25 protein-coding genes are annotated in these 24,347 nt (G+C 66.4%); 12 read left to right on the top strand and 13 right to left on the bottom strand.

The features are described 5' to 3' along the window. Positions 1 to 153: 153 nt before the first annotated feature. Together FAS41_RS01740 and FAS41_RS01745 are read left to right on the top strand one after the other, a co-directional pair. Positions 154 to 1,785 (top strand): AMP-binding protein, encoded by a 1,632-nt coding sequence (locus tag FAS41_RS01740; RefSeq protein ID WP_138519976.1) that lies wholly within the window; start codon positions 154 to 156, stop codon positions 1,783 to 1,785. A 47-nt stretch (positions 1,786 to 1,832) separates the two neighbouring features. Further along, positions 1,833 to 3,356 carry a 3-hydroxyacyl-CoA dehydrogenase gene (locus tag FAS41_RS01745; protein ID WP_138519977.1) on the top strand — a complete coding sequence of 508 codons (1,524 nt, stop codon included), beginning with the start codon at positions 1,833 to 1,835 and terminating at the stop codon, positions 3,354 to 3,356. A gap of 25 nt (positions 3,357 to 3,381) precedes the next feature. Here FAS41_RS01745 and FAS41_RS01750 read toward each other — a convergent pair whose 3' ends face one another. After that, complete coding sequence (locus tag FAS41_RS01750) at positions 3,382 to 4,473, bottom strand: aminopeptidase (RefSeq protein WP_138519978.1); 1,092 nt, start codon at positions 4,471 to 4,473, stop codon at positions 3,382 to 3,384. 65 nt (positions 4,474 to 4,538) lie between these two features. Between FAS41_RS01750 and FAS41_RS01755 the strand changes: the two genes are divergently transcribed. From FAS41_RS01755 to FAS41_RS01765, 3 genes are all read left to right on the top strand, one after another. Beyond that, positions 4,539 to 4,955, top strand: a complete 417-nt coding sequence (locus tag FAS41_RS01755; protein ID WP_017517676.1) for a PA0061/PA0062 family lipoprotein — start codon at positions 4,539 to 4,541, stop codon at positions 4,953 to 4,955. A 43-nt stretch (positions 4,956 to 4,998) separates the two neighbouring features. Next, positions 4,999 to 5,439 (top strand): PA0061/PA0062 family lipoprotein, encoded by a 441-nt coding sequence (locus FAS41_RS01760; RefSeq protein WP_138519979.1) that lies wholly within the window; start codon positions 4,999 to 5,001, stop codon positions 5,437 to 5,439. 131 nt (positions 5,440 to 5,570) lie between these two features. Continuing rightward, entirely contained in the window at positions 5,571 to 5,933 is a 363-nt protein-coding gene (locus FAS41_RS01765; RefSeq protein WP_138519980.1) for a hypothetical protein, read from the top strand. Between the two features lie 38 nt (positions 5,934 to 5,971). Here FAS41_RS01765 and FAS41_RS01770 read toward each other — a convergent pair whose 3' ends face one another. The 4 genes from FAS41_RS01770 to FAS41_RS01785 form a co-directional block, all read right to left on the bottom strand. Then, positions 5,972 to 6,208, bottom strand: a complete 237-nt coding sequence (locus FAS41_RS01770; protein ID WP_171049421.1) for a DUF1161 domain-containing protein — start codon at positions 6,206 to 6,208, stop codon at positions 5,972 to 5,974. Between the two features lie 91 nt (positions 6,209 to 6,299). Further along, positions 6,300 to 6,722, bottom strand: coding sequence for an OsmC family protein (locus FAS41_RS01775; RefSeq protein WP_138519981.1), 423 nt, complete (start codon positions 6,720 to 6,722; stop codon positions 6,300 to 6,302). A gap of 215 nt (positions 6,723 to 6,937) precedes the next feature. Next, positions 6,938 to 7,159 carry a DUF1161 domain-containing protein gene (locus FAS41_RS01780; RefSeq protein WP_138519982.1) on the bottom strand — a complete coding sequence of 74 codons (222 nt, stop codon included), beginning with the start codon at positions 7,157 to 7,159 and terminating at the stop codon, positions 6,938 to 6,940. A gap of 161 nt (positions 7,160 to 7,320) precedes the next feature. Next, positions 7,321 to 7,536 carry a dodecin gene (locus FAS41_RS01785; protein ID WP_017518905.1) on the bottom strand — a complete coding sequence of 72 codons (216 nt, stop codon included), beginning with the start codon at positions 7,534 to 7,536 and terminating at the stop codon, positions 7,321 to 7,323. 166 nt (positions 7,537 to 7,702) lie between these two features. Here FAS41_RS01785 and FAS41_RS01790 point away from each other — a divergent pair, with 166 nt between their 5' ends. The 3 genes from FAS41_RS01790 to FAS41_RS01800 all read left to right on the top strand — a co-directional run bounded on the left by FAS41_RS01790 (position 7,703) and on the right by FAS41_RS01800 (position 11,656). Further along, positions 7,703 to 8,209 (top strand): sigma-70 family RNA polymerase sigma factor, encoded by a 507-nt coding sequence (locus FAS41_RS01790; protein WP_280071668.1) that lies wholly within the window; start codon positions 7,703 to 7,705, stop codon positions 8,207 to 8,209. Continuing rightward, positions 8,206 to 9,156, top strand: coding sequence for a FecR family protein (locus tag FAS41_RS01795; protein WP_138519984.1), 951 nt, complete (start codon positions 8,206 to 8,208; stop codon positions 9,154 to 9,156). The genes FAS41_RS01790 and FAS41_RS01795 overlap by 4 nt, the downstream gene beginning before the upstream one ends. Before the next feature lie 97 nt (positions 9,157 to 9,253). After that, positions 9,254 to 11,656: a TonB-dependent siderophore receptor gene (locus FAS41_RS01800; protein ID WP_425467691.1), complete on the top strand. Its 2,403-nt coding sequence runs from the start codon at positions 9,254 to 9,256 to the stop codon at positions 11,654 to 11,656. Positions 11,657 to 11,663: 7 nt separating this feature from the next. Here the strand turns inward: FAS41_RS01800 and FAS41_RS01805 are convergent, their stop codons facing one another. After that, positions 11,664 to 12,551, bottom strand: a complete 888-nt coding sequence (locus tag FAS41_RS01805; protein ID WP_138519985.1) for a LysR family transcriptional regulator — start codon at positions 12,549 to 12,551, stop codon at positions 11,664 to 11,666. Positions 12,552 to 12,842: 291 nt separating this feature from the next. Here FAS41_RS01805 and trpB point away from each other — a divergent pair, with 291 nt between their 5' ends. After that, positions 12,843 to 14,051: a tryptophan synthase subunit beta gene (gene trpB / locus FAS41_RS01810; protein ID WP_138519986.1), complete on the top strand. Its 1,209-nt coding sequence runs from the start codon at positions 12,843 to 12,845 to the stop codon at positions 14,049 to 14,051. Further along, positions 14,048 to 14,854: a tryptophan synthase subunit alpha gene (trpA, locus tag FAS41_RS01815; protein ID WP_138519987.1), complete on the top strand. Its 807-nt coding sequence runs from the start codon at positions 14,048 to 14,050 to the stop codon at positions 14,852 to 14,854. The genes trpB and trpA overlap by 4 nt, the downstream gene beginning before the upstream one ends. 240 nt (positions 14,855 to 15,094) lie before the next feature. Here trpA and FAS41_RS01820 read toward each other — a convergent pair whose 3' ends face one another. After that, positions 15,095 to 16,603 (bottom strand): YdgA family protein, encoded by a 1,509-nt coding sequence (locus FAS41_RS01820; protein WP_138519988.1) that lies wholly within the window; start codon positions 16,601 to 16,603, stop codon positions 15,095 to 15,097. A gap of 189 nt (positions 16,604 to 16,792) precedes the next feature. Here FAS41_RS01820 and gloA2 point away from each other — a divergent pair, with 189 nt between their 5' ends. After that, positions 16,793 to 17,179: an SMU1112c/YaeR family gloxylase I-like metalloprotein gene (gloA2, locus tag FAS41_RS01825; RefSeq protein ID WP_138519989.1), complete on the top strand. Its 387-nt coding sequence runs from the start codon at positions 16,793 to 16,795 to the stop codon at positions 17,177 to 17,179. A gap of 122 nt (positions 17,180 to 17,301) precedes the next feature. On the opposite strand, the gene FAS41_RS01830 is transcribed toward gloA2, so the two are convergent. Further along, positions 17,302 to 18,243, bottom strand: a complete 942-nt coding sequence (locus FAS41_RS01830; protein WP_138519990.1) for an AraC family transcriptional regulator — start codon at positions 18,241 to 18,243, stop codon at positions 17,302 to 17,304. Positions 18,244 to 18,552: 309 nt separating this feature from the next. On the opposite strand from FAS41_RS01830, the gene FAS41_RS01835 reads away from it, so the two are divergent. Continuing rightward, entirely contained in the window at positions 18,553 to 18,870 is a 318-nt protein-coding gene (locus FAS41_RS01835) for an antibiotic biosynthesis monooxygenase family protein (protein WP_138519991.1), read from the top strand. Positions 18,871 to 18,914: 44 nt separating this feature from the next. On the opposite strand, the gene FAS41_RS01840 is transcribed toward FAS41_RS01835, so the two are convergent. From FAS41_RS01840 to FAS41_RS01860, 5 genes are all read right to left on the bottom strand, one after another. After that, the gene (locus FAS41_RS01840; RefSeq protein WP_138519992.1) at positions 18,915 to 21,299 is read right to left on the bottom strand and encodes a TonB-dependent receptor; all 2,385 of its coding nucleotides are present in this window, start codon (positions 21,297 to 21,299) and stop codon (positions 18,915 to 18,917) included. A 252-nt stretch (positions 21,300 to 21,551) separates the two neighbouring features. Then, positions 21,552 to 22,490 carry a FecR family protein gene (locus tag FAS41_RS01845; RefSeq protein WP_138519993.1) on the bottom strand — a complete coding sequence of 313 codons (939 nt, stop codon included), beginning with the start codon at positions 22,488 to 22,490 and terminating at the stop codon, positions 21,552 to 21,554. Further along, the gene (locus FAS41_RS01850) at positions 22,487 to 23,008 is read right to left on the bottom strand and encodes a sigma-70 family RNA polymerase sigma factor (protein WP_138519994.1); all 522 of its coding nucleotides are present in this window, start codon (positions 23,006 to 23,008) and stop codon (positions 22,487 to 22,489) included. Before FAS41_RS01850 ends, FAS41_RS01845 begins: the two co-directional genes overlap by 4 nt. A 103-nt stretch (positions 23,009 to 23,111) precedes the next feature. Further along, a complete protein-coding gene (locus FAS41_RS01855; protein ID WP_138519995.1) occupies positions 23,112 to 23,444 on the bottom strand; it encodes a DOPA 4,5-dioxygenase family protein in 333 nt (110 codons plus the stop codon). Next, a complete protein-coding gene (locus FAS41_RS01860) occupies positions 23,441 to 24,337 on the bottom strand; it encodes a choline sulfate utilization transcriptional regulator (RefSeq protein WP_138519996.1) in 897 nt (298 codons plus the stop codon). Before FAS41_RS01860 ends, FAS41_RS01855 begins: the two co-directional genes overlap by 4 nt. Positions 24,338 to 24,347 lie beyond the last annotated feature (10 nt).

Consider the following 24,347-nt stretch of genomic DNA (forward strand, 5'->3'; position numbering starts at 1 on the left):
CAGATAGCCCAGTCGCCACGCAGCGGTCCGCGTGTGCTCGTTGCGCCAGGCTAGCCTATCGCATACCATCGATTTCGACACGATGTTTCGCTGTGCAGAACAACAATTCGAATCCAGAGCCAAGTCAGGCTCGAAAAAGAAACGGAGAAGTCGATGTCTGCTCAACCCTCCGGTCACGTGGCCCGCGAGATCACCCGTCACGACTACCAGAACCTCCACGACCTGCTGCGCGATGCCTGTCGCGCATTCCCCGAACGCCTCGCGTTCTCCTGTGGCGACAGCCACCTGAGCTTCGCCGAGCTGGAGCGCCAGGCCGACGCCTTCGCCCGTTACCTGCGCCACCACGCCGGCCTGCAACCGGGCGAGCGCCTGGCGCTGATGCTGCCCAATTCCCTGCAGTACCCCATCGCCACCTTCGGCGCGTTGAAGGCCGGCGTGGTGCTGGTGAATACCAACCCGCAGTACACCGCCAGCGAGCTGCGCCACCAACTGGCCGACTCCGGCGCCAGCGCCGTGCTGCTGCTCGACCGCCTGCTGCCATTGCTGCGCGGCGTACAGGCGCACAGCGAAGTCCGGCAGGTGCTGCTGACCTCGATCGACGACATCGAGCGTCCGCAGTTCGACAGCGTCGAGGCCGACTGCACGCGCTTCCAGCAGGCCCTGCGCCTGGGCGCCGAGGCACCGCCGGTGGATGCCGAGCCGGGCCTGGATCGCCTCGCGCTGCTGCAGTACACCGGCGGCACCACGGGGGTGTCCAAGGGCGCGATGCTCAGTCACCGCAGCCTGATCGCCAACGTCGTGCAGACCCTGGAGCTGTTCCTGCGCCCCGGCTTGCTGGAGCCGGCCACCGACGTGCGTATCGCGCCGCTGCCGCTGTACCACATCATGGCGTTCTCGACGAACCTGCTGAGTTCGGTGGGCATGGGCCTGCACACCGTCTTCATCCGCGACGGCCGCAACCTCGACGAGATCCTCGGCGCCATGCGCCGCTATCCCTTCACCCTGATGAGCGGGATCAACACCCTGTTCGTCGGCCTGATGAACCACCCGGACTTCCCCGCCATCGACTTCAGCCACCTGAAGTGGGTGACCTCCGGCGGCGCACCGCTGAACCGCGAAGTGGGCCGCCGCTGGGAAGCACTGACCGGTGCGCCGGTGCGCGAGGGCTTCGGCCTCACCGAGGCATCGCCCGTGGTTTCCACCGGCACGCTGCTGAGCCCGTACCGTGAGGGCTACGTCGGACAGGCGCTGGTGGACACCGAGCTGCGTACGGTGGACGAGGAGGGCAACGACACTGGCCCCGACCAGCCCGGCGAGCTGTGGCTGCGTGGCCCGCAGGTGATGCAGGGGTACTGGCAGCGGCCGGAGGAGAGCGCCCAGGTGCTGACTGCCGACGGCTGGCTGAAGACCGGCGACATCGCCGAGCTGGACGCCGACGGCATGCTGAAGATCGTCGACCGCAAGAAGGACATGATCCTGGTCTCCGGCTTCAACGTGTTCCCCAACGAAGTGGAAGACGCGGTGATGCGCCACCCCGGCGTGCGCGAGTGCGTGGCCATCGGCGTGCCGGACGAGCGCAAGGGCGAGTCGGTGAAGCTGTTCGTCAGCCTCAGGGACGAGACGCTGGCGCCGGCACAGATCATCGCCCACTGCCGCGAGCACCTCACCGGCTACAAGGTGCCGAGCTTCGTCGAGGTGCTCGACGAGCTGCCCAAGACCAGCGTCGGCAAGCTGCTGCGCCGGCAATTGCGCGACCTGGAACTGGCCAAAAGGACCACCGCGTGAGCACAGCGTCTATGGTTGAAGCAGGTGCGCACGACGAGACCCGCAGCATGACCGAGTCCTTCCACCGTATCGGCGTGATCGGCGCCGGGGCCATGGGCCGCGGCATCGCCCAACTGTTCGCCAGTGCCGGGTTGCCGGTGCGGTTGTACGACAGCAACCCGCAGACCGTGGAGCAGGCGCTGGCCTTCAACCGCGAGCTGCTGGAGCGCGCGGTGGCCAAGGGCAAGCTCGCCCCGGACGCCCTCGATGCGACGATGCAGCGCCTGCTGCCGAGCCACAACCTGGATGAACTGGCCGACTGCGACCTGCTGATCGAAGCCATCATCGAAGACCTCGGCGCCAAGCAGGCGCTGCTCGCCGAGCTGGAAAAACGCGTGGCGCCGGACGCCGTGCTGGCGAGCAATACCTCTTCGCTCTCGGTGACCCGCATCGCCGCGCGCTGCCTGCACCCGGAGCGGGTCGCCGGCTTCCACTTCTTCAACCCGGTGACGCTGATGCGCATTGTCGAGGTGGTACGCGGGCAGCGCACCAGCGAGTCGGTCGTGCGCCGCCTGAGCCGACTGGCCGAGCAAGCCGGGCATTACCCAGCGGTGTCGCCGGACAGCCCCGGCTTCATTGTCAACCACGCTGGCCGTGCCTTCAGCACCGAAGCGCTGCGCATCCTCGGCGAAGGCATCGCCAGCCCGGCACAGATCGACCGCATCCTGCGCGACGGCGTGGGCTTCCGCATGGGGCCGTTCGAGCTGCTCGACCTGACCGGGCTGGATGTTTCCCACGCGGTGATGGAATCGCTCTACCAGCAGTTCTACCAGGACCCGCGCTACACCCCGTCGCCGCTGGCCGCGCAACGTGTCGCCGGCGGCTTGCTGGGGCGCAAGAGCGGCGAAGGCTTCTATCGCTACCGCGACGGTCAGGCGGTGCGTGAGCCCGAGGAGCAGCACGAAACCGTGCTGCTCAATCGCCCTTACTGGCTCGACAGCCAGGACCCCGAGCTACGCCATCGCGTGGCTGCGATCCTCACCCTCGGCGGCGTGGTGCTGGAGACCGGCGAAGCGCCGTCGTCCCGCGCCATCTGCCTGGTTACGCCGCTGGGGGTGGACGCCAGCACGCGCATCGACGCCCTCGGTCTGCCGCCGGAGCGCAGCCTGGCGCTGGAGACCTTCACCGAACTGGACCGTCGACGGGTGCTGATGCGCCAGCCGGCGCTCGACCCCAAGCTCGAAGCCCAGGCGCGCCAGGCGCTGGGCAGCGACGGCGTGCCGGTGGAAGTGATCAACGATTCGCCTGGCTTCATCAGCCAGCGGGTGGTCGCGGGCATCGTCAACCTCGGCGGCGAGATCGCCCAGCGCGGCATTGCCAGCCCGGTAACGCTGGACCGCGCGGTGCAACTGGCACTGGGTTATCCCCTGGGCCCGCTGGCCTTCGGCGAGCACTACGGGGCTGCGCGCATCCTCACCATCCTCCAGGGCCTGCAGGTCTGCTACGGCGAGGCGCGCTACCGGCCCAGCCCCTGGCTGCGACGCCGTGTGCAGCTGGATTTGCCGCTGCACAGCCCGGACAGGCCGGAGTGAGGCTCAACCGGCAGCGGTGCAGACTTCAGCGGAAGCTGACGAACTCCCCAGCCTTCAGCTTCTCCAGCGCGACCTTGCGCTCAGCAGGCGGCAGTGCTCCAAGCTTTTCCACCCGCGCATAGAACGCCGGCCAGTTGCCGCCGACCTGGGCAAACAGCGCGGCGAACGAGGGTACCCACTGGTCGTAGAGACCGAAGGGCAGCAGCTTGGCGTTGTTCAGCGGGCCGTCGACCCAAGCGTCGAATGGCGCCTTGCCGCCCCAGTCCTCATCGCGCATCCGTGCGTAGTCGTGGCGCAAGCGCTCGAATTCGGCCTGCTTGCCGGCACGCTTCTGCGCCTCGCTGCGCGGGCTGGCATAGAGCGCCTGCAGGCGCTCGCGGGTATCGAGTACCAGTTGGGTGAAGCGCTGGCGTTGCTCGGCCAGCAGCGGCGATTCGTCCGGCAGATGGCGTGCCTCGCGCCAGCGACGGCCGCCCTCGGCCTCGACGAACGAAGCGTACGATTCGTTGAACGCCGTATCACCCGGCAGATAGAACTTCTGGTGCGCCAGCTCGTGGAAGATCGTCTCGGCCAGGCGCTGGTCGCCCCAGCGCAGCATGCTGCTGAGGATCGGGTCATCGAACCAGCCGAGGGTCGAATAGGCCTCCACGCCACCGACATAGACATCCAGCCCCTGCTCCTTCAAACGCCTCGCCTCGGCCTGCGCGCCCTTGTCGCCGTAATAGCCGCGGTAGGCCACGCAGCCGGCGATGGGGAAGCAATGGGTCAGCGGCTGCAGCGACAGCTCGGGCGTGGCGAAGACGTTCCACACCACGTTGGGCCGATGGATGTCGGCGTAGAGACGGTAGCTCTGGTTGTCCGGCAGGCCCAGCTCGGCGCTGGCGAAGGCGCGCGCCTCCTGGGACAGCTCCAGGCGCTGGCGCAACGCGGGGTCGCGGGTCGGATCGGCGACCACTTCGGCCACCGGTTCGCGGGCGGCGAGCAGGCGCAACTGGCCGTCCGCCAACTGGCTGTAGTAGCTCACCGTGGAACAACCGCTCAGCGCCCAGATGGCCAGGCAGGGAACCCAGCGGCACAGGCGGCGGTCGAGTGTCGGGATAAGAAGGCGGAAGGGCATGCGCGGAACATAGCACAGCGCCTGTTCCGCCCGCTGCCGACCCTTTCGACCAGGAGCCCCACCCGATGCGCGCCCTTCTCATACCTGCCGGCCTGCTCGCCCTGAGCGGCTGTTCGATGCTGATGCCCCAGCCGGACCCGAACCGCGCCTGGGTCGACCTGGACACCAACAGCCAGAGCGATCTGGCGGCCATGGAAGTGGACAACAAGGAGTGGTCCAGCACCCGCTACTTCGAGGTCGACCCGGGCTCCCACGAATTGCGTGTGCGCTTCCAGTTCCAGGTCGAGCCGGTGGACATCGGCCCGGTGGACGAGGCGCTGTGGCGCGACTGCGAAATGACCGTGCAATACAAGGAGTTCAGCGCCGGTCAGCGCTACCGCCTGGAAACCGGCAGCATCGGCTTCCGCCCCTGGGCCAAGCTCTACGATGCCCAGGGTGGCGAAATCGCCCGCGGCCGCGAACGGGGCTGCGCCAAGGCCTGAGCGGGGTATGCTGTGGGATAAGCCCATTCCACGGTGAACTTCCATGCGCCCGTGTCATCTCCCCGGCCTCCTTTCCCTGGGCTTCGCCCTGCTCGCCGGCTGCGCCAGCCCGCTGCCGGCCCACGATCCGCAGATGGCCTGGATCGACCTCTACACCACGCCGGGCAAGACCCTGATGGCCGAGCGCCTGGATGGCCAATCGGTGAACGACGGCCGCTTCTACCAGGTGACGCCGGGGCGCCACGAGCTGGTGGTGCGCTTCCAGTACGAAGTCTCCAGCGGCGGCGGCATGGGCCAGATGACCGATCCCTCGGAGCTGACCTGCCGGGTCAAGGTGGCCTACGACGACTTCGCCGCCGGTGAACGCTACCGCCTGGAGCTGCGCCCGCAATTGCGCAGCGCGCTGGCGCTGCTGACGGACGCCAACGGCAAGCTGGTGGCGAAGACGGACTTCCAGGGTGCGGTGCGCTGCGGGCCGTTCTGAGCCGCAACCTGCAGGAGCGGCGGAACGCCTGGCCGACGCGCGCGCTGGTGCGCTCCTGTAGTCGATGAGTTCCTCCCGCGCAGCATCCTGTCGTACAGTCGCGCTCCCAGTGAGCGGAGCCTCGCGAACAAATGCATACGCTGCTCGATTTCAAGGAAGAAGCGCTGGCCGAATACCTGAATTCGGCCCTGCGCCGGCACGGGCTGGACTCTTACGTCTTCAATGTCGGCGTTGCCCCTGACGGCAGTCCGCTGTTCTCCATCGCATGCCCCAATGTGAGTGAGATGAATCAGGCGCGCTACCTGATCTACTCCAGCACGTACTTCATCCGCGACATCCACCCCGAGGCTGCCGATGAACTACGCAAGATCCGTTGGGAGGCTCGTCGCAAGGGCCGCCAGATGTTGCTCGGGCTGCTGACATCCAAACCGGCGCTGGTGTTCTCAGCGCTAGCCCTGAGTGCAGCCGCGGTGGGTTACCTGCTGGATCTTTAGTCGCGCGCAAGGCGTGCTGGCCCGATCGAACGCCGCGCTCAGCCGTCGTTCTTCTGGTAGATGATCCGCCGCTTCCCGTTGTCGCAGGTGCCGACCACCATGTTCGGATCCTTTACCTCGGACTTGTCCACGATCTCCAGGGTGTAGGAGGTCACCCCGGCGGCCTGGATCTTGGTCTCGATTTCGGCCTTGAGCTCCTCGCAGGGCTTCACCGCCGCCCAGCTCACGCCGCTCGCCAGCAGCATCGCCACGCCTGTCGCCACAGCCCACTTCATCGTCGTCATCACAGTCCCTCGTCAGAACCCCTCGGTGGGGCACCCTATCCTAACGGTGGACCTCCGCCGCGCAACAGAGTGCCCCGCTGGCTCATTCGAGGCTGGCGTCGAGGGTGATGCGCGCGTTGAGCACCCGCGAGACCGGGCAGCCGGCCTTGGCCTTGTCGGCGATGGCCTGGAAGGTCTGCGCATCGGTGCCCGGCACCTTCGCCTTCAACGTCAGGTGCACGGCGGTGATGGTGAAACCATCAGTGAGCTTTTCCAGGCTGACCTCGGCTTGGGTGTCGATACTTTCGGCCGTCAGGCCGGCCTCGCCGAGCATCATCGACAGCGCCATGGAGAAGCAACCAGCGTGAGCCGCGCCGATCAGTTCTTCCGGATTGGTGCCCGGTGCGCCCTCGAAGCGGGTGTTGAAGCCGTAGGGCTGCTCCTTGAGCGCGCCGCTTTCGGTGGAGATCGTGCCCTTGCCGTCCTTCAGGCCACCCTGCCAGTGGGCCGATGCCGATTTCTTCATGTCGCGTCCTCCGCGTGGGTTGCAGTCAGGACTTTCGAGGCCGGGAAGGTTTGCGGGGTTCAGCTTTTCGTAGGAGCGAGCTTGCTCGCGAACCCGCCCAGCCGAGTAGCTGCCGGCGAGCACCGTTCGCGAGCAAGCTCGCTCCTACAGGCAGCAGGTGCGATGAAAAAGGCCGGGCCCCTCACGGAGCCCGGCCTCGATTCACGTCCAGGCGTTTACTTGGAGTAAACGATTTCCTTGGTGCCGCCTTCGCAGGTGCCGACGACTTGCTTGCCGCCCGCGCTGCCCTTGTCGACGACCTCCAGGTTGAAAGAGGCGACGCCCTTGGCCTTGATCTTCGCCTCGATTTCCGACTTCAGCTCTTCGCACGGCTTGCCGGCGGCAAAGACGTTGCCAGCCAGGGCGAAGACCCCCACAGCGATCAGGAACTTCTTCATCGGTAACGCTCCCTCGTCGTTCACAGAAAAGGCCCGAACGGGCCGGAAAACCGGGCTACCCCGGTACGCACGACCACGCGCCTCGCCAACATGGCAGCAGCGCGTGACAAAAGAGCCACGTGCAGAAGGCCCTCGACAAACAGGATCGAGCCGCAGGCGATCTAGCTGTTGGCGATGCGGAAGCCAACCTTGATGGTCACCTGGTAGTGCCCTACCGCACCGTTCTCGATATGCCCGCGGGTGTCCACCACCTCGAACCATTCCAGGAAGTCGATGCTCTTGGCCGCCTCGGCCAGGGCGTTGTTGATCGCATCCTCGATGCTGGTGCGCGAGGAGCCGACCAGCTCGATCTTCTTGTAGGTGTGGTGATTCGACATCGCGTGCTCCCAGGCGCGCTCAAGGGCGCGCGGTGAGTGAGTGTCCCAGTTGGACCCTAGTCGATGGGCACAAGTGCAGCAAATTGCCGGTAGCGGCGAATTGCCGTCTCTCCCGGGAAATGTATAATGCGAAGCATTCTTATTTAATAGTCCAGGGATGGTCCGCGTGGCCGGCTCACTCTCCAGCAAGCTGGGGTTCTTCTTCAGCGACCACCACCGCTGGCTGCTGCAGCACGTGCAGCGCTACCTGGATAACCGCGCCGACGGCGAAGACACGGCGGCCGAGACGTTCTGCCAGATTCTCGCCGCCCAGGTCGATCCACAGACCATCGAGCAGCCACGCGCCTATCTCTCCACCATTACCCGCCGGCTCATCTACGACCGTCACCGCCGCCGCCGGCTGGAACGCGCCTACCTGGACTACCTCAGCCTCCAGCCCGAAGCCCTGGAGCCTTCGCCGGAAGACCGTGCGCTGCTGCTCGAAGCACTGCTGCTGGTCGACCGCACCCTGGATGGCCTGCCGCAGGTGGTGCGCCGTGCCTTCCTGCTCAGCCAGCTCGACGGCCTGGGCTACGCCGAGATCGGCCGGCTCCTGGCTGTCAGCGAACGCACCGTGGGGCGCTACATGAAGCAGGCGCTGCGGCAGATCTACCTCAATGAGCTGGTGCCATGAGCGAAGTACAGCTGGACGCGGCCGCAGAGCAGGCCATCGACTGGATGGTGCGGCTGCGTTCGGGGCACGCCGATGTTCGACTGCAACGCCAGCTGCAAGCCTGGCTGAGCAGCGACCCAGCCCACGCCGACGCCTGGGCTCGCTTGCAACGCGGCCTCGGGGCGCCCTACGACAACCTGCGGCGCATGCCCGGCGCCGCCGATCTGCTGCTGCACCAGCAGGGCTCGCGGCGCCAGCTGCTACGCGGGCTGGCCGGCCTCGGCGTGCTCGGTGGCGGGCTCTGGCTGACCGCCAGCAGCACGCCGGTACGCGACCTGTTGGCCGACCTGCGCACCGGTACCGGTGAGCGCCGACACTTCACCCTCGAAGACGGCAGCCGCCTGAGCCTGAATGCCGGAAGCTCGGTTGACCTGGCCTTCGACTCGCGCCAGCGTCTGATCCTGCTGCGCCACGGCGAACTGGTAATCCAGGTGGCACCTGACCCACAGCGTCCGCTGATCGTCCGGAGCGCCCAGGGCGAAGTTCGCGCCCTGGGCACACGCTTCCTGGTCAGCCAGGAGGACCACGCCACCCGCGTGGTGGTGCTGGAACATCGCGTCCGCGCCAGCCTCGTCGGGCAAGCCGAGTGGCGCGAGCTGGGCGAAGGGGAGGCGGCATTGCTGGCCGCGGACGGCATCCATCCGCTGCGCGAGCAGGCCGCCCGTGCGGACTGGCTGAATGGCCGGCTGAGCGTCACCGATGAGCCGCTGGAAGCGGTGATCGATTCGCTGCGTCCTTACCTGCCGGGCTACGTCCGCGTCGAGCCGCGTGCACGCAACCTGCGGGTGCAGGGCGTCTTCCCGCTCGATGAGCCTAATCGCGCGCTGGCCGCGCTGGGCGAAACGTTGCCGCTGGAGGTGCGCCGCTTCGGCCCCTGGCTGACCCTGATCAGCCTGCGGGGGCCTTGATGTCACGGCGCATGGAAAAATTTTCAGAAGTGCCTGTCCGGATTTTTCACTTCATCGCACCTAGCTCCTGAATACGAATAATTCTCAGGAGATTGCTGTGTCCTCACCCTGGCCCCGCGCCCTTGCCACCGCCTTCGTGCTGGTGGCCAACGCTCCCCAACTGTTCGCCGCCGACCCCGCGCTGCTGCACTTCGAGCTGCCCGCCGCGAGCCTGGCCACCACGCTGAACGCCATCGCCCGGCAGAGCGGCGAGGTGATCTCGCTGGACCCGGCACTGGTGCGCGACCAGCGCGCCCCGGCGATCCAGGGTGAACTGAGCATCGAGCAGGCGCTGGAGAAAGCCCTGTCCGGCAGCAACCTGCGCCTGAAAGTCACCGCCAGCGGTGCCTACAGCGTGGAGGCCGCGCCGCGCGACGGCGCCCTGGAACTGGACAGCACCACGGTGACCGGCCAGGGGCTGGATGCCACCACCGAAGGCAGCGGCTCCTACGCCGCCCGCGCCACCACCATTGGCAAGGGTGAGCACAAGCTCAAGGACATTCCCCAGTCGGTCAGCGTCATCACCCGCAAGCAGCTCGACGATCAGGACATCACCGACCTGCGTGACGCGGTCAACCACACCACCGGCCTGGTAGGCGCCACCGGTATCGGCCCGGGCATGGTGATTTCCTCGCGCGGCTTCCAGATCGACGACTGGCAGTACGACGGCGTGCCGATCCCGCGCAACACCTACGTGCTGGGCAACTGGGCGAACCAGGACCTGGTGTTCTTCGACCGCGTGGAAATCCTCCGCGGCGCCTCCGGCCTGCTGCAAGGCGCCGGTAGCCCCGGCGGCGCCATCAACCTGGTGCGCAAGCGCGGGCAGAGCACGCCCACCGCCACCTTCACCGGCAAGGCCGGCTCGTGGGACCACTATGGCCTGCAGGCTGACGTCGGCGGCCCGTTGAACGAGGCCGGCACGATCCGCGGGCGCATGGTGGCCGATCAGGACGACACGCACTCCTTCACCGACTACGTCTGGAGCAAGACCACCTCGCTGTATGGCGCGCTGGACTTCGACCTGAGCCCGGACACCACGGTCGGCATCGGCTTCAGCGATTCCGACCTCGACTCGCGCCCGATGATGCGCGGTCTGCCGCGCTATCCCGACGGCAGCGACATCGGCTTTTCGCGCTCCACCTACAGCGGCGCGACCTGGAACAGCAACGACATCGAACAGACCACGGTCTACGCCGACCTGACGCACCGCTTCGATGACAACTGGAGCTTGAAGGCTGCCGCCGTGCGCATGCGCGAGCACAACGATTCGATCCACCAGCGCATGCACGGGGATGTGCAGCCCGATGGCAGCGGCCTGGATTTCGCCGACTGGATCACCAACTTCGAGTCCACCAAGATCGGCCTGGACCTGTACCTCGACGGGAAATTCGAGGCGTTCTCGCTGGAGCAGGAACTGATCCTCGGCGGCAACTATTCCAAGTACACCACGGATGACTTCTACGCGCGGCGCTTCGTCTCCGGCGGCAACATCTTCGATATCGACCACCACCGCCCCAAACCGAGCCTGGACGACATCCTCTCCTCGCCGGGCGGCCGCTCCACCAACGCCGACTACGACATCCGCCAGAAGGGCCTGTACAGCAGCTGGCGGGTGAAGCTGGCCGAGCCACTGACCGCCGTGCTCGGTGGCCGGGTGAGTTGGTACGACTATGCCTACAACCTGCCGGACGACGACTACACCGACAGCATGACCGAGACCGGCGAGGTCACCCCGTACTTCGGCCTGGTCTATGCGCTGACGCCGGATTGGTCGGCCTACGCCAGCTACACCGATGTGTTCGAACCGCAGAGTGCACGCGATGCGCAGCAGAAGATGCTCGAGCCGGTGATCGGCAGCAACTACGAGGTGGGCCTCAAGGGCGAGCTGCTCGATGGCCGGGTGAATACCTCGCTGGCCGTGTTCCGCTATGACCAGAAGAACCGCGCGGTACTCGATGAATCCGCCGGCTACGCCTGCGACGGCTGGTACTGCTCCACCGCCTCCGGCAAGGTGCGCAGCCAGGGCATCGAGGCCGAGGTCAGCGGCGAGGTCGTGCACGACCTGCAACTGTTCGCCGGCTACACCTACAACACCACCAAGTTCCTCGACGACCCGGAGAACAAGGGCCGCGTGTTCAGCCAATGGACACCCAAGCACATGCTGCGGATGTGGGCCGACTACCAGCTGCCGGGCGACTGGAATCGCGTCAGCACCGGCCTGGGCTTCGTGACCCAGAGCCACACCGTGAGCTTCGACCGCGAGTTCGACGTCCCCGGCTTCACCGTCTGGAGCGCGCGCCTGGGCTACCGCCTGAGCCGCGAGATCGACCTGGCGGTGAACGCCAACAACCTGTTCGACAAGCGCTACTACCTGCCCGGTTACGCAGCGGCCGACGGTGCCAACAACTTCGGCGACCCGCGCAACCTGATGTTCAGCGTGAAGTACACACCGGAGTTCTGAGGCACGTTCAGCCCAGTTCCTGGCGCAGCCACTGCGCCAGACGCTCGGCGCGAGGATCGGCGCGGCGCTCGGGCACCCACAGCGCCAGCCGCGCGGTGGTGTCGACAAAGCCCCAGGGCGCAGCGAGGCGGCCGGCGGCGAGGTCATCGGCCACCAGCTGTTGCGGCGCGATTGCCACGCCCAGGCCGGCCACGGCGGCTTCCAGCAGGTAGTAGAGGTGCTCGAAGCCCTGGCCGAGCTTCAGCCTCGTCGGGTCCAGGCCATGGCGCGCGGCCCATTCGGGCCAGGCCTGCGGGCGCGAGACGGTGTGCAGCAGGGATTCGCCCAGCAGCGCTTCGGCTGGCGCCGCACGCAACTGATCGAAGCGCGGAGAGCGTGGGCTGAGGACCGGGCCGATGCTCTCCACCGCCAGCTCCAGCACGCGCATGTCTGCCGGCCAGGGCGGCGCGGCAAAGCACAGGGTGGCGTCGAGGCCACCACGACGCGGGTCGAGGTCGCCATCACTGGCGGAGAGCTGCAGGCGCAGGTCGGGGAGGTCGCGATTCAGGCGGTCCAGGCGCGGGATGAACCAGCGCGCCAGCAGGCTGCCGGGACAGCCGAGCACGAAAGGCGCATCGCCGCCGGCCTGGCGGCGCAATTCGGCACAGACGCTGCGCAGGCGCTCGAAGGAATCGCTGGCCACCTCGCTCAGACGCATGCCGGCATCGGTGAGTTTTACGCCGCGCCCTTCCTTGACGAACAGGGTCACGCCCAGCTCCTCTTCGAGCAGACGAACCTGTCGGCTGATCGCTCCGTGGGTGACGCTCAGCTCATCTGCCGCTGCGCTCACACCGCGCAGGCGGGCAGCAGCTTCGAAGGCGCGCAGGGCATTGAGCGGTGGAAGGTCTCGGCTCATGGCAGTCTATCCGTGAGTTTTTCTGACGTATCCTGGCGATCTTATCGCTTTTCCCCGGCCTCACACAGCCGTATCCTGAGCCCCATTCGTAGGTGCCCCGCCCCTACACGATCAGAGCCCCTCTCCCTGACCCTCTCCCGCAAGCGGGAGAGGGGACCGTTCGGTGCAGGTTGAAACCTTGGTATCAGCCGGCACATTCGGCTCCCTCTCCCTTCAGGGAGAGGGCTGGGGAGAGGGTAAGCCCAGGCCCAATGTCTCGGAGAGAGACAGGTTCCAACCAGGAGTGATCCCATGTCCACACTGCGCACCGGTCCAGACGCCAAGGGCCTGTTCGGCAGCTTCGGCGGCCAGTACGTCGCCGAGACCCTGATGCCGCTGATCCACGACCTGGCCCGCGAGTACGAGAAGGCCAAGGACGATCCGGAGTTCCAGAAGGAACTCGCCTACTTCCAGCGCGACTACGTCGGTCGCCCGAGCCCGCTGTACTTCGCCGAGCGCCTGACCGAGCATTGCGGCGGCGCGAAGATCTACTTGAAGCGCGAAGAGCTGAACCACACCGGCGCACACAAGATCAACAACTGCATCGGCCAGATCCTGCTGGCCCGGCGCATGGGCAAGAAACGCATCATCGCCGAGACCGGCGCCGGCATGCACGGCGTGGCCACCGCCACCGTGGCCGCACGCTTCGGCCTGCAATGCGTGATCTACATGGGCACCACCGACATCGATCGCCAGCAGGCCAACGTGTTCCGCATGAAGCTGCTGGGCGCCGAGGTGATCCCGGTCACCGCCGGCACCGGCACCCTGAAGGATGCGATGAACGAAGCCCTGCGCGACTGGGTGACCAACGTCGACAGCACCTTCTACCTGATCGGCACCGTGGCCGGCCCGCACCCGTACCCGGCGATGGTCCGCGACTTCCAGGCGGTGATCGGCAAGGAGACCCGCGAGCAGCTGGCCGAGAAGGAAGGGCGCCTGCCCGACTCGCTGGTCGCCTGCATCGGCGGCGGCTCCAACGCCATGGGCCTGTTCCACCCGTTCCTCGATGACGCCAGCGTCAAGATCATCGGCGTCGAAGCCGCCGGTCACGGCATCGAGACCGGCAAGCACGCAGCCAGCCTGAACGGTGGCGTGCCGGGCGTGCTGCACGGCAACCGCACCTTCCTGCTGCAGGACGAAGACGGCCAGATCATCGACGCGCACTCCATCTCCGCCGGCCTGGACTACCCCGGCATCGGTCCGGAACACGCGTGGCTGCATGACATCGGTCGCGTCGAGTACACCTCGATCACCGATCACGAAGCCCTCGACGCGTTCCACCAGTGCTGCCGCCTGGAGGGCATCATCCCCGCGCTGGAGTCCTCCCACGCGCTGGCCGAAGTCTTCAAGCGCGCGCCGAACTTGCCCAAGGACCACATCATGGTGGTGAACCTGTCCGGTCGTGGCGACAAGGACATGCAGACCGTCATGCACCACATGCAACAGGAGCCGCAAGCATGAGCCGCCTGCAGACCCGCTTCGCCGAACTCAAAGAGCAGAACCGCGCCGCCCTGGTGACCTTCATCACCGCTGGCGATCCGGGCTACTCGACCTCGCTGGACATCCTCAAGGGCCTGCCCGAAGCCGGAGCCGACGTGATCGAGCTGGGCATGCCCTTCACCGACCCGATGGCCGACGGCCCGGCGATCCAGCTGGCCAACATCCGCGCCCTGGGCAACGGCCAGAACCTGGCCAAGACGCTGAAGATGGTCCGCGAATTCCGCGCCGGCAACACCACCACGCCGCTGGTACTGATGGGCTACTTCAACCCGATCCACTACTACGGTGTGGACAAGTTCATCGCCGATGCGAAAGAGGCCGGCGTCGACGGCCTGATCGTGGTGGACCTGCCGCCCGAGCACAACGAAGACCTCTGCCACCCGGCCCAGGCCGCGGGCATCGACTTCATCCGCCTGACCACTCCGACCACCGACGACAAACGCCTGCCCACCGTGCTCGAGGGCAGCTCCGGCTTCGTCTACTACGTCTCGGTAGCCGGCGTGACCGGCGCGGGTGCCGCTACCCTGGACCACGTCGAGGAAGCCGTGGCGCGCCTGCGTCGCCACACCGACCTGCCGGTATCCATCGGCTTCGGCATCCGCACCCCGGAGCACGCGGCGAGCATCGCCCGCCTGGCCGATGGCGTGGTGGTGGGCTCGGCGCTGATCGACAAGATCGCCGAAGCCACCAGCTCCGCCGACGCAGTGCAGAGCGTGCTCGGCCTGTGCCGTCAGCTGGCCGAGGGCGTGCGCACCGCCCGCTGATGGCCGCGACTCGCTCTGCGTAGGATGGCGTGGAGCGAAGCGATACCCATCGATTCCGTGCACCGACAGCATGGGTATCGCTCCGCTCCACCCATCCTACGTATGCCTCTGTAGGAGCGAGCTGGCTCGCGAACAGTTCTTGCCGGCAGCTCTGATGCCGGACGGGTTCGCGAGCAAGCTCGCTCCTACGAAAAGCAAAAAAGCCCGGCGAATGCCGGGCTTTTTCGTTTCAGGCGAAACTTACTGCACGCTTTCTTCCTGCGGCTCTTCTTCGGCGCCAGCCGCCGGACCACCCAGGCCCAGGCCTTGCGCGGAGCCCATGGCGAAGGCCATGAATTCGGGCACGCTCATGTCCTTGCCGTTGAACTTCACCTGGTCGTTGGCGTAGGCCAGCGAGCTGGACAGCGCATTGCCGTCCAGAACGGCCCACTGCGAGTTCAGCGCCATGCCGCTGAACAGGTCAGTCATGGCATCGGACTGCTGCTTGAGCGCTACCGGGTCGACGCTCCCGGCAGCCTCGCCACCCAGCGAACCCTGCAGGGCGACGATGTCGCCGATCACGGCCTTGTCCACCTTCAGGTCGGCCTTGAGCGCAGCCAGGATGCTGCGGGCCATCTCGTCAGGAGTCGCAGCGGCAGCATTGGGCTTGCGCAGGTCGACCGACAGGGAAGCCTTGGCCACACCATGGCTGGTCTGCAGGGACAGCTCGTCCAGCGACAGCACCGGCGAGCCTTCCAGCAGGGCCAGGCCCAGGCGTTTGAGCTCTTCTTCCTGCGCCGGAGTCAGCTCGGTGCTTTCCAGGCTGTCCAGCGCCATCTTGTTGTAGGACTCCTTGAAGGTCTTGAGCACGCCTTCGTCGAGGTTGCGCAGGCTCAGGTCCAGCTTCATGCCGCCGATTTCCTGGCCCTGCACCACGACCTTGCCGATACGGTAGGAAACGCTCTGGTCCAGGCCCTTGCCGCCCTGCTTGAGGGTTTCCTCGACCACGGCTTCGCGCAGCTCGACTTCCGGCGCGCCCGGCGACTTGATGTTCAGGCTCTTGATGGTGGCGGAGCTGGGGCCCAGGGCGAAGCCATTGGCGTTTTCCTTCTTGTCGCCCTGCATGCCCAGATCACGCAGCTGCACGCGAGCCGGCTGGCCGGTGTTCTCGTCGGTGAAGTCCAGGTCAACCTCGGCGAGGTTGCCCACAGCGCTCACGTCCTTCTTGTCGGCGGAAACGCTGAAAGTCACCTTGGCCGGAGACAGGCGCAGCTTGTCGCTGTCCTTGGCGAACTCCAGGGCGGCGGTTTCGACGCGGCCTTCCTGCTTCTGGTCGTAGTGGATGGTCAGCTCGCCGGACAGCGGGGCCTTGCCACCGGAGGCGGTGAACAGCGGGGCAGTGAGTTCGTTCTGCTCGAGGGCAAAATGGCTCTGCGCCATGACCGGCGCCAGCTTGCCGGCTGCCAGGCGTGAGGCCGGGAAGGGACCATGTTCCAGGCGGTCGGTGAAGACCAGGACCTGCGGCTCTTCGCCTTCCTTGCCGGTGAAGGACAGGTTGTAGCGCGCGGTGCTGGAGAGCACGCCACGCTGGATGTCCACCAGCGTCAGGTGAGCGCCCAGGCCGGGGGCTTCCTGCTCGAACAGTTGGTTGGCTTCGGTGATGCCACGGTTCACTTCCTGCTCGACACGGCTGCCGGTGTACCAGGCGCCGGCAACGGCGGCGCCAACGATGGCAACGGGAATGGCGATGGCCAGGGCGGTCTTCTTCATGCTGAGTCCTTTCAATGAGGCCGTACGGGGGACATCCTGTCGACCGTTTATGGGAGTGGGCGGCGGGATGCTAGCAGGCGCACTGCCATCACTCCAGCGCCGTTGGCGACAGACTTCACAGCGCCAGCATTGACCGTTGGGGCACGGCTGTCAGGATAGAGCGCTCCGACCCACCGGGAAGAACCGCCCATGGCCCTGCTGCACAGCCTCCATCATGTTGCCCTGATCTGTTCGGACTACCCGCGCTCCAAGCACTTCTACACCCAGGTGCTGGGCCTGAAGGTCGTCGCCGAGACCTACCGCACCGCCCGCGACTCCTGGAAGCTCGACCTGGAACTGGGCGATGCGCGGCTGGAGCTGTTCTCGTTCCCCGGTGCGCCGGCGCGGCCGTCCTATCCCGAGGCGCAGGGGCTGCGCCACCTGGCGTTCGCCGTGGATGAACTGGAGAGTGCCGTGGCCCATCTGCAGAGCCACGGTGTGGCCTGCGAACCGATCCGCGAGGACGAACTGACCGGCAAGCGCTTCACCTTCTTCGCCGATCCGGACGACCTCCCGCTGGAGCTTTACGAGCGCTAAGTCCCCTCGGCCAACGCCTTAGTAGGATGGCGTGGAGCGCAGCGATACCCATCAATCCGGTGCGCCGACAGCATGGGTATCGCTGCGCTCCACCCATCCTACGAAAGTGCTCCTGAATCCGCTCAGGCCGGCACGGCCTCGCTGTCCAACGCCCCACGCAGGCTCGCCAGATCGCGTAGCGGCGGCGCACCGAACAGGCGGCTGTATTCGCGGCTGAACTGCGACGGGCTCTCATAACCAACGCGATGCCCGGCCACCGCCACCTCCAATCCTTCCGAGAGCATCAATCGCCGGGCTTCCTGCAGGCGCAACTGCTTCTGGTATTGCAGCGGGCTCAGCGCAGTCACTTCCTTGAAGCGGTGGTGCAGGGTGGACACGCTGAGGTTCACCTCGCGGGCCAGGTCCTCGATGCGCAGGGATTTGTCGTAGTTGCGGTTGAGCCACTCGATGGCACGGGTGACGCGGTGGGTCTGGCTGTCGGTCATCGCCAGGTCGTGCAGCAGATGCCCCTGCGGGCCGCGCAACAGGCGGTAGAGGATTTCGCGGACGAACAGCGGCGCGAGCATCTCGATGTCCCGCGGGGTGTCCAGCAGGCGCATCAGCCGCAGCAGGGCGTCGAGCACGGTGCAGTCCAGGCGCTGCAGGTAGATGCCACGGCTGGCCGGGCGCGGCGCGCTGCCGGCTAGGCCCGCTTCGGCGATCAGCCGGGTCAGTTCGCCCGGGTCGATGTCCAGGCGGATGGACAGGTAGGGCTTCTCCGGCGAGGCCTCGATCACCTGGCCGGACACCGGCAGCGTCACCGACACCACCAGCAGGTTGAGCTCGTCGTAGCGATACACCTCGCTGCCCAGGCGCACCTCCTTGCAGCCCTGGGCAATCACGCACAGGGCGGGGCGGTAGAGGGTCGGCATGCGGCCTTCGTGGGGGCAATCGCTGCGGCCGACCAGCAGGGAGTCGATAGCGGTTTCGAAGACACCTTCACCCTGGCAGTGGCGCTGGATGATGTCGGCCAGCTCCTGGCGGCCGGCGGCAATGGGATCGTAGGCGGGAACGGACTGGGACATGCGGGACCTCCAGTGGCGGCGCACGCAGCTTACGCCCGCGACGCGTGCGCGAGTGTGACAGTAAGGCAGCCGCTGGAGGATCAGGCAAGCAATCGGCAGGAATGGACAAGCCAGCGTGGTATTCCAGCGCGCACCGTTGCAGTGCAGGGCCTGGAAACGGTCTGTTACAAGGGTGGGCGAGCGCAACGCAGGATCAGGCAAGAAGCCGACAGCATCCGGATAACGCCCGGGGCTGGCCGCGCCGTAATCTTCCTGTCAGTCGTCCGAGGAGCCACTTCGGACTTCTTCCTGTAATGCGGAGGACAGGACATGCACTGGCAAACACCCATCGAACATGAATTGCAGATCCATCCCCGGCTGGGGCACGAGGCGGAACTGGGCGCATTGATCGACAACCTGGTCGACGGCGCACGCCGCGCGCCGGGATGCCTGCGCTGCCAGTTGGTCGCCCGCGAGAACGGCGAGCCGTGGCTGCTGCAGGGGAGCTGGAAGGACGAGGAAGCGCTGCTGGACTACTTCGCCACGCCCTCGTTGCAGCTGCTCGGCGAAGTGCTTTTATGCCACTGCCGAAGCCTCAGCGGCGGCATAGTGGAAACTCTCGATCAGGCCACCGGAAAGGTGGCCTGAGTTTTTCAGGAAGAGAGTTTTCCGGTAGAGAGCTTTTCAGGCTCTCAGTATTCCAGGCTCCAGCCCAGCGTGAAGGTGCGGCCACGGCCCTGGTAGTCGTACAGGTAGGCCGGCCCGTAAGCCGGCGAATAGAACAGCGCGGCGCGCTGGCCCCAGACGGTGCTGTACTGCTTGTCCAGCAGGTTCTGGATACCGGCGCTGAAGGTACCGAAACCGGTCTTCTGCTCGCCCATCAGGTCGAAGGTGGTGTAGCCGTCGATCTCATGATCCGCGTCGTCCTTCAGGTTGAACGCATGCTGGGCCTGCAGGCGGGCACTACGCTCGCCATCGCCCCAGCCAACGAAGGCGGTGGACTTGGACAGCGACGCATAACGCGCATCACGCTTGATCCAGTCGCCGTCGGCATCTTCCTCTTCCGAGCGCACCAGGTGCAGCGTGGTGCCGCCCTGCCAGCCGTTGTCGAAGTAGCGGGTGACCGCGCCCTCGAAACCGAAATCGCGGCTCTTCTGGTCTTCCACGTCGATGGTCAGGGTCGCGGCGTCGGTGGTGATGATCTTGTCCGACCAGATGTAGTACACCGCCGCCTGCGCCTGCCACTGCATGTCGCTGTAGCGCCAGCCGGTCTCGACCTGGCGGCTCTTGATGCCGGCCAACGGATTGTCGTCCACCGACAGCCCAGCCTTGCCGTAGTACTTGGCCGGGTCAGGCAGGTCGAAGCCTTCGCTGTAGTTGGTCCAGACCTGATGGCCGTTCTTGAAGTCGTAGATCGCGCCGAGGTTGAACAAGTTGACCTGGTAGTCGTTGCTGCCGCCGGGCACGCCTTTGAAGTCGTCCACCTCGACGTCCATCTTCTGGTGGCGCGCGCCGCCGGAGATAGTCAGGTTGTCGGTGGCCTTCCAGTCCAGCTGACCGTAGAACGACAGCCCGTCGACGATGTAGCTGGGGTAGCGCGGTGCGCTGCTGGCGGTTTCCAGGTCCAGCCCGCCGCTCTCGGAAGACAGGCGCTGGTCGAAGACCTTCTGCTCGGCGTTGAAGCGCTCGTGGTCGAAATCCACGCCGTAGGTGAACTTGAACGCATCCCACTGCTTGCTGAACAGGCCCTTCAGGCCACTGACCTCGAAGTTCTGCTGGGACCCTGCGAAGTACACGCCCTTGGAGCCCGTGGGCTTGCCGGTGTTGTAGTAGGGGAAGGGATAGAAGTTGTCGTCTTCCTTGCGGTAGTACGCCTGCAGGTAGAAGTCCTGCTCCAGCAGATTGCTGTGGTGGTAATTGGCGTTGAGCAGTACGCGGCGCGAGCGCGGTTCCAGGTCGGTGTCCAGGCCGCTGCGGATTTCCGCATCTTCCAGGTTCGACGGGCCCTGGTACTTCAGGTTGGGAAAGTAGATGCCGGTGCTGCCGTCGTTGCCCGAGTCGTAGTACTGCGCCAGCAGGTCGAGGCTCTGCTCGTCGGTGAACTGCGCGGTGAGGTTGCCCATCACGTCGACGGTGCGGTTGTACTGCAGGTCGGTCTGGGTGTTGTCGATGAAGATCTGGTTGCCGCCGCCGTCGTAGAAGGCTTCGTTCTTCTCCGCCGAGATGCCCAGGCGCCCGGCCACGCGGTCGTTGCCGCCGCTGATGGACTGTGCGGCGCGGGTAGAGAGGTCGTCGCTGTTGTTGAAGCCGCTGGTGGCGCCCAGCTGCGTCTCGAAGCGCGCATCACCGGCCGCGCCCTTCTTGGTGATGATGTTGATGATGCCGCCGGTGGCGCCGCCGCCGTAGATGGCGCTGGCGCCGGAGAGCACTTCGATGCGCTCGACGTTGAACGGCGAGATGCTGTCGAACTGGCGCGACAGGCCGCGCGAGCTGTTCTGGCTGACGCCGTCGATCATTACCAGCACGTTGCGCCCGCGCATGTTCTGGCCGTAGTTGGTGCGGCCCTCGGGTGCCAGGTCAAGACCGGGAACCAGCTTTCCCACGGCCTCCTTCAGGCTCACGCCGGTGTCCAGCTGCTCGCGCAACTGGGTCTGGTCCACGACCCAGACGGTACCGGGAATCGAGCTGATGTCGGTGGGCGTCCGCGCCGCCACGCTGATCTGCATCGGCGCCAGGCTCAGGGCGGCGGAATCGTCCTTCTCGCGCTTGAGCAGCACGGTGCGCTCGTCGGTGAAGCGCCAGCTCACGCCACTGCCGGAGAGCAGCTGGTTGAGCGCCTCTTCGGTGCTGTAGGTGCCGTCCAACCCCTCGCTCTGAAGGCCCTGGATGTCCTCGGAGTTGAATAGCAGGTGCAACCCGGCCTGGTCGGCGAACTGGGTCAGCGCGCTGTCCAGGCTGCGTGGGGCGATGTGCAGCTCGACGGTGGCCGCGTTGGCGGCGTGGGCGGCGGGCGCGACGGCGCCGAGCAGGGAAGCGAGCAGGATCGCGCGGTGCAGCGGGGAAGGACGGTAATGCATGCGGGTGAAATCCGTTCTTGTGGGGTCAGGGTCGCGTAGTGAGAATTTTTCGCGTTCCTGCCTACGACGAAACGGTCATGCAAACCTTGCAGTGCTGAATGAAAAATATTTTCATTTTCTTGCGCTGCCGCTCCGGACCCTGTGCCGTCAGTAACGTCGCAGGATGGTGTGGAGCGCAGCGATACCCATCAACTCCATCCTGCCCGCAGCATGGGTATCGCAAGCTCCATCCATCCTACAAAGCGGCTTCTATCAGGCTTTGGGCGCGGGACGGATCAGCACCAGCCAGGGCATATGGGTAACCTTCACCGGCTGCAGTCGCTCCAGGGTCTTGAGCAGCGCGTCCGGGTCCTTGAGGTCGAACACGCCGCTGACCTTATGCTGGCGCAGCGCGTTGTCGGTCAGCACGATGCGGCCGGGCACGTAGCGCTCCAGCTCATCGAGCACCTCGCCCAGCGGGCGCTGGTTGAAGATCAGCTTGCCGCGCTGCCAGGCGCTGGCGCTGGACAGGTCCAGCGGCTGCACCGGTTCGGGCGCAGCGGCCTCGCGGTAGCTCAGGCGCTCGCCGGCGGACAAGCGAACCGGCTCGCTGCCGGCGCTGTTCACCTGCACCACGCCCTCGGTCACGTCGACGCGCACCTGCGGCCCACGGCTGTCGACATCGAAGCGCGTGCCCACCGCGCGCACCTCGCCGCCCCTGGCCTCGACGATGAAGGGCCGTGCCGCATCCTTGGCCACTTCGAACAGGGCTTCGCCGCTGTGCAGGCGCAAGCGCCGCTGCTGCGGGCTGAAGTCCACGGAAAGCGCGCTGTCGCTGTTCAGCCAGACGCGGCTGCCATCGGCCAGCTCCAGCATCCGCCGCTCGCCAGTGCGGGTGGCGTAATCGGAATACAGGCCGGCCAGCGGCTCGGGCAGGGCGATGGTGATGGCAATCGCCGCGACACAGGCCGCCGCGGCCAGCGCCAACCAGCGACGTGGGCGGCGCACGCGACGGCGGTAATCTTCGGCATGGCGGGTTTCCGGCAACGCGCCCCACAGCGCCTCAGCCTCGCGGGCGGCACGCTCATGATCCATGCTCAGGCCGCGCCAGCGCAGGAAGTCCATGCGCTCAGCCGCGCCGGCACCGCCTGAATGCAGCCGCACCAGGCGCTCGATGGCCTCATCGGAAAGCGACAGCTCCGCGCGGTTCATGGCGTGCCTTCCTGGCGCTGCGCCCAGTCGCGGCAATGGCGCATGGCCTGGACGATGTATTTGCCCACCATGCTCTCGGATACGCCCAGGCGCTGGGCGATCTGCGCATGGGTGAGGCCGTCGAGGCGGTTCATCAGCAGCGCCTCGCGGGCGTTCGACGGCAACTGGTCGAGGGCGGCGTCCAGATGTTCCAGCGCCTCATGGGCGAGCAGGCGGTGCTCCAGCCCGGAAGCGGGATCGCTCAGATCATTGGCGGCGGTTTCATCGGCATGCAGCTCGGCCAGCCGGCCTTCGCGGCGCAGGTTGTCGATGGCGATGTTGCCGGCGACGCGGAACAGGTAGGCGCGCGGGTCCTGCACTTCGGCTTCGGCAGGGTGGTCGGCCAGGCGCAGCCAGGTGTCCTGGGCAACGTCGGCGGCGCGCTGGTTGTCCCCCAGCCTGCGGGCGAGGAAGCGCATCAGGTCCGCGTAGTGCGCCTGGAAGCTCTGCAGCAGGGAGGAGGAAGCGAAGCGCCGCATGATGGCCGAAATACCCTGAAAAACCGGCCAACGTCTGTCAGGCCGGAGCGAAGGGTCGGCAGCATACACCGAATCGAGAATTATTATCGAATGCAAAAAAGTGTCAGCTCGTGAATTGCGAGAGGTCCAGCGGCCGCACTTCGCCCATCCAGATGCCATGGTCGCGATGATCGCGCAGGTCATCGCCGGTGTTGGGATGGACGAAGACCACCAGGCCGTCGCGGTTCAGCGCCAGCCAGGGCACCAGGGTCGCGAAGGTGGCGTTGTCGAAGGCCAGTTGGCAGCTCCAGTCCGGGTGCGGGCCGACCGGGCGTTCGTGGACGCGGCCCATCTTCGCGCCGAAACGGCGCGCTGCTTCCTCGCACAGCGCACGGGCGCGTTCGAGGGTGGTCGCGTCGAAATAGACGTGGGCGTGGAAGTCTTGAATCTCGGTCATCGGTCCTGCTCCAGTTCCGCCTGCAGCCAGTCGACGAAACGCTGCACCAGGCGCATGCGCCGTTTGCGCTCGGGCAACACGGCGTAATAGCCGAACCGCGATTCCACGGCTTCGGCAACGGGCCGGCACAGTAACCCCTGCTCCAGCAGTTCGTCGACCAGATGCCGCCAGCCAATGGCCACGCCCTGCCCGGCGATGGCCGCCTGGATCAGCAGGGTGTAGTTGTCGAAGCGTAGCCCGGCGGGCGCTGGGGAGCCGTCGATGCCCAGCACGCGATAGACACCGCCCCAGTCGAACCAGCGACTGGACGCTTCGGGCTTGAGGTGCAGCAGCGGCAATTCGGTGAGCGCCTGAGGCGCCAACGGCAGCTTGCGTCCTTCCAGCAGACGCGGGCTGCACACCGGGAAGACTTCCTCGCTGAACAGGCGCAGCGCCTCGCCGTGCTTGAAGCGCCCATCGCCGAAAGCGATGGCCACGTCGATGTCGCTGCGCAGGGAAATCGGGCTGCGGTCGCTGCTGATCAGGCCGACATCCAGTTCCGGGTGCGCCTGGCGAAAACGCGGCAGGCGCGGCATCAGCCAGTAGGCGGCAAAGGCGAAGTCAGTGGCGACCTGCAGCACTTCGTGAGGATGTTGTGCAGTCACCGCAGCGATGCCGGCGTCGATGCTCTCCAACCCGGCCTGCACGTGCTGCTGCAGCACCTGTCCACTTTCGGTGAGGGCGATGCCCCGGTGGATGCGGTCGAACAGGCGCACGGCGAGGAGTTTCTCCAGCCGCTTGATCTGCTGGCTGACCGCCGGCTGGGTGGTGCCCAGCTCTCCGGCGGCGGCGGTGAAGCTGAGCAGCCGGGCGGCGGACTCGAATACCCGCAGCAGTTCCAGCGGCACGCTCAAGGCTGGCTCT

Origin of the sequence: Pseudomonas nicosulfuronedens (assembly GCF_005877905.1) — a bacterium.
GTDB lineage: Bacteria > Pseudomonadota > Gammaproteobacteria > Pseudomonadales > Pseudomonadaceae > Pseudomonas > Pseudomonas nicosulfuronedens.

What these genes read in the sequence shown, in the direction of transcription:
- FAS41_RS01740 (WP_138519976.1), top strand. Translation starts at nt 154, where the DNA reads ATGTCTGCTCAACCCTCCGGTCACGTGGCCCGCGAGATCACCCGTCAC.
- FAS41_RS01745 (WP_138519977.1), top strand. Translation starts at nt 1,833, where the DNA reads ATGACCGAGTCCTTCCACCGTATCGGCGTGATCGGCGCCGGGGCCATG.
- FAS41_RS01750 (WP_138519978.1), bottom strand. Translation starts at nt 4,473, where the DNA reads ATGCCCTTCCGCCTTCTTATCCCGACACTCGACCGCCGCCTGTGCCGC.
- FAS41_RS01755 (WP_017517676.1), top strand. Translation starts at nt 4,539, where the DNA reads ATGCGCGCCCTTCTCATACCTGCCGGCCTGCTCGCCCTGAGCGGCTGT.
- FAS41_RS01760 (WP_138519979.1), top strand. Translation starts at nt 4,999, where the DNA reads ATGCGCCCGTGTCATCTCCCCGGCCTCCTTTCCCTGGGCTTCGCCCTG.
- FAS41_RS01765 (WP_138519980.1), top strand. Translation starts at nt 5,571, where the DNA reads ATGCATACGCTGCTCGATTTCAAGGAAGAAGCGCTGGCCGAATACCTG.
- FAS41_RS01770 (WP_171049421.1), bottom strand. Translation starts at nt 6,208, where the DNA reads ATGAAGTGGGCTGTGGCGACAGGCGTGGCGATGCTGCTGGCGAGCGGC.
- FAS41_RS01775 (WP_138519981.1), bottom strand. Translation starts at nt 6,722, where the DNA reads ATGAAGAAATCGGCATCGGCCCACTGGCAGGGTGGCCTGAAGGACGGC.
- FAS41_RS01780 (WP_138519982.1), bottom strand. Translation starts at nt 7,159, where the DNA reads ATGAAGAAGTTCCTGATCGCTGTGGGGGTCTTCGCCCTGGCTGGCAAC.
- FAS41_RS01785 (WP_017518905.1), bottom strand. Translation starts at nt 7,536, where the DNA reads ATGTCGAATCACCACACCTACAAGAAGATCGAGCTGGTCGGCTCCTCG.
- FAS41_RS01795 (WP_138519984.1), top strand. Translation starts at nt 8,206, where the DNA reads ATGAGCGAAGTACAGCTGGACGCGGCCGCAGAGCAGGCCATCGACTGG.
- FAS41_RS01805 (WP_138519985.1), bottom strand. Translation starts at nt 12,551, where the DNA reads ATGAGCCGAGACCTTCCACCGCTCAATGCCCTGCGCGCCTTCGAAGCT.
- trpB (WP_138519986.1), top strand. Translation starts at nt 12,843, where the DNA reads ATGTCCACACTGCGCACCGGTCCAGACGCCAAGGGCCTGTTCGGCAGC.
- trpA (WP_138519987.1), top strand. Translation starts at nt 14,048, where the DNA reads ATGAGCCGCCTGCAGACCCGCTTCGCCGAACTCAAAGAGCAGAACCGC.
- FAS41_RS01820 (WP_138519988.1), bottom strand. Translation starts at nt 16,603, where the DNA reads ATGAAGAAGACCGCCCTGGCCATCGCCATTCCCGTTGCCATCGTTGGC.
- gloA2 (WP_138519989.1), top strand. Translation starts at nt 16,793, where the DNA reads ATGGCCCTGCTGCACAGCCTCCATCATGTTGCCCTGATCTGTTCGGAC.
- FAS41_RS01830 (WP_138519990.1), bottom strand. Translation starts at nt 18,243, where the DNA reads ATGTCCCAGTCCGTTCCCGCCTACGATCCCATTGCCGCCGGCCGCCAG.
- FAS41_RS01835 (WP_138519991.1), top strand. Translation starts at nt 18,553, where the DNA reads ATGCACTGGCAAACACCCATCGAACATGAATTGCAGATCCATCCCCGG.
- FAS41_RS01840 (WP_138519992.1), bottom strand. Translation starts at nt 21,299, where the DNA reads ATGCATTACCGTCCTTCCCCGCTGCACCGCGCGATCCTGCTCGCTTCC.
- FAS41_RS01845 (WP_138519993.1), bottom strand. Translation starts at nt 22,490, where the DNA reads ATGAACCGCGCGGAGCTGTCGCTTTCCGATGAGGCCATCGAGCGCCTG.
- FAS41_RS01850 (WP_138519994.1), bottom strand. Translation starts at nt 23,008, where the DNA reads ATGCGGCGCTTCGCTTCCTCCTCCCTGCTGCAGAGCTTCCAGGCGCAC.
- FAS41_RS01855 (WP_138519995.1), bottom strand. Translation starts at nt 23,444, where the DNA reads ATGACCGAGATTCAAGACTTCCACGCCCACGTCTATTTCGACGCGACC.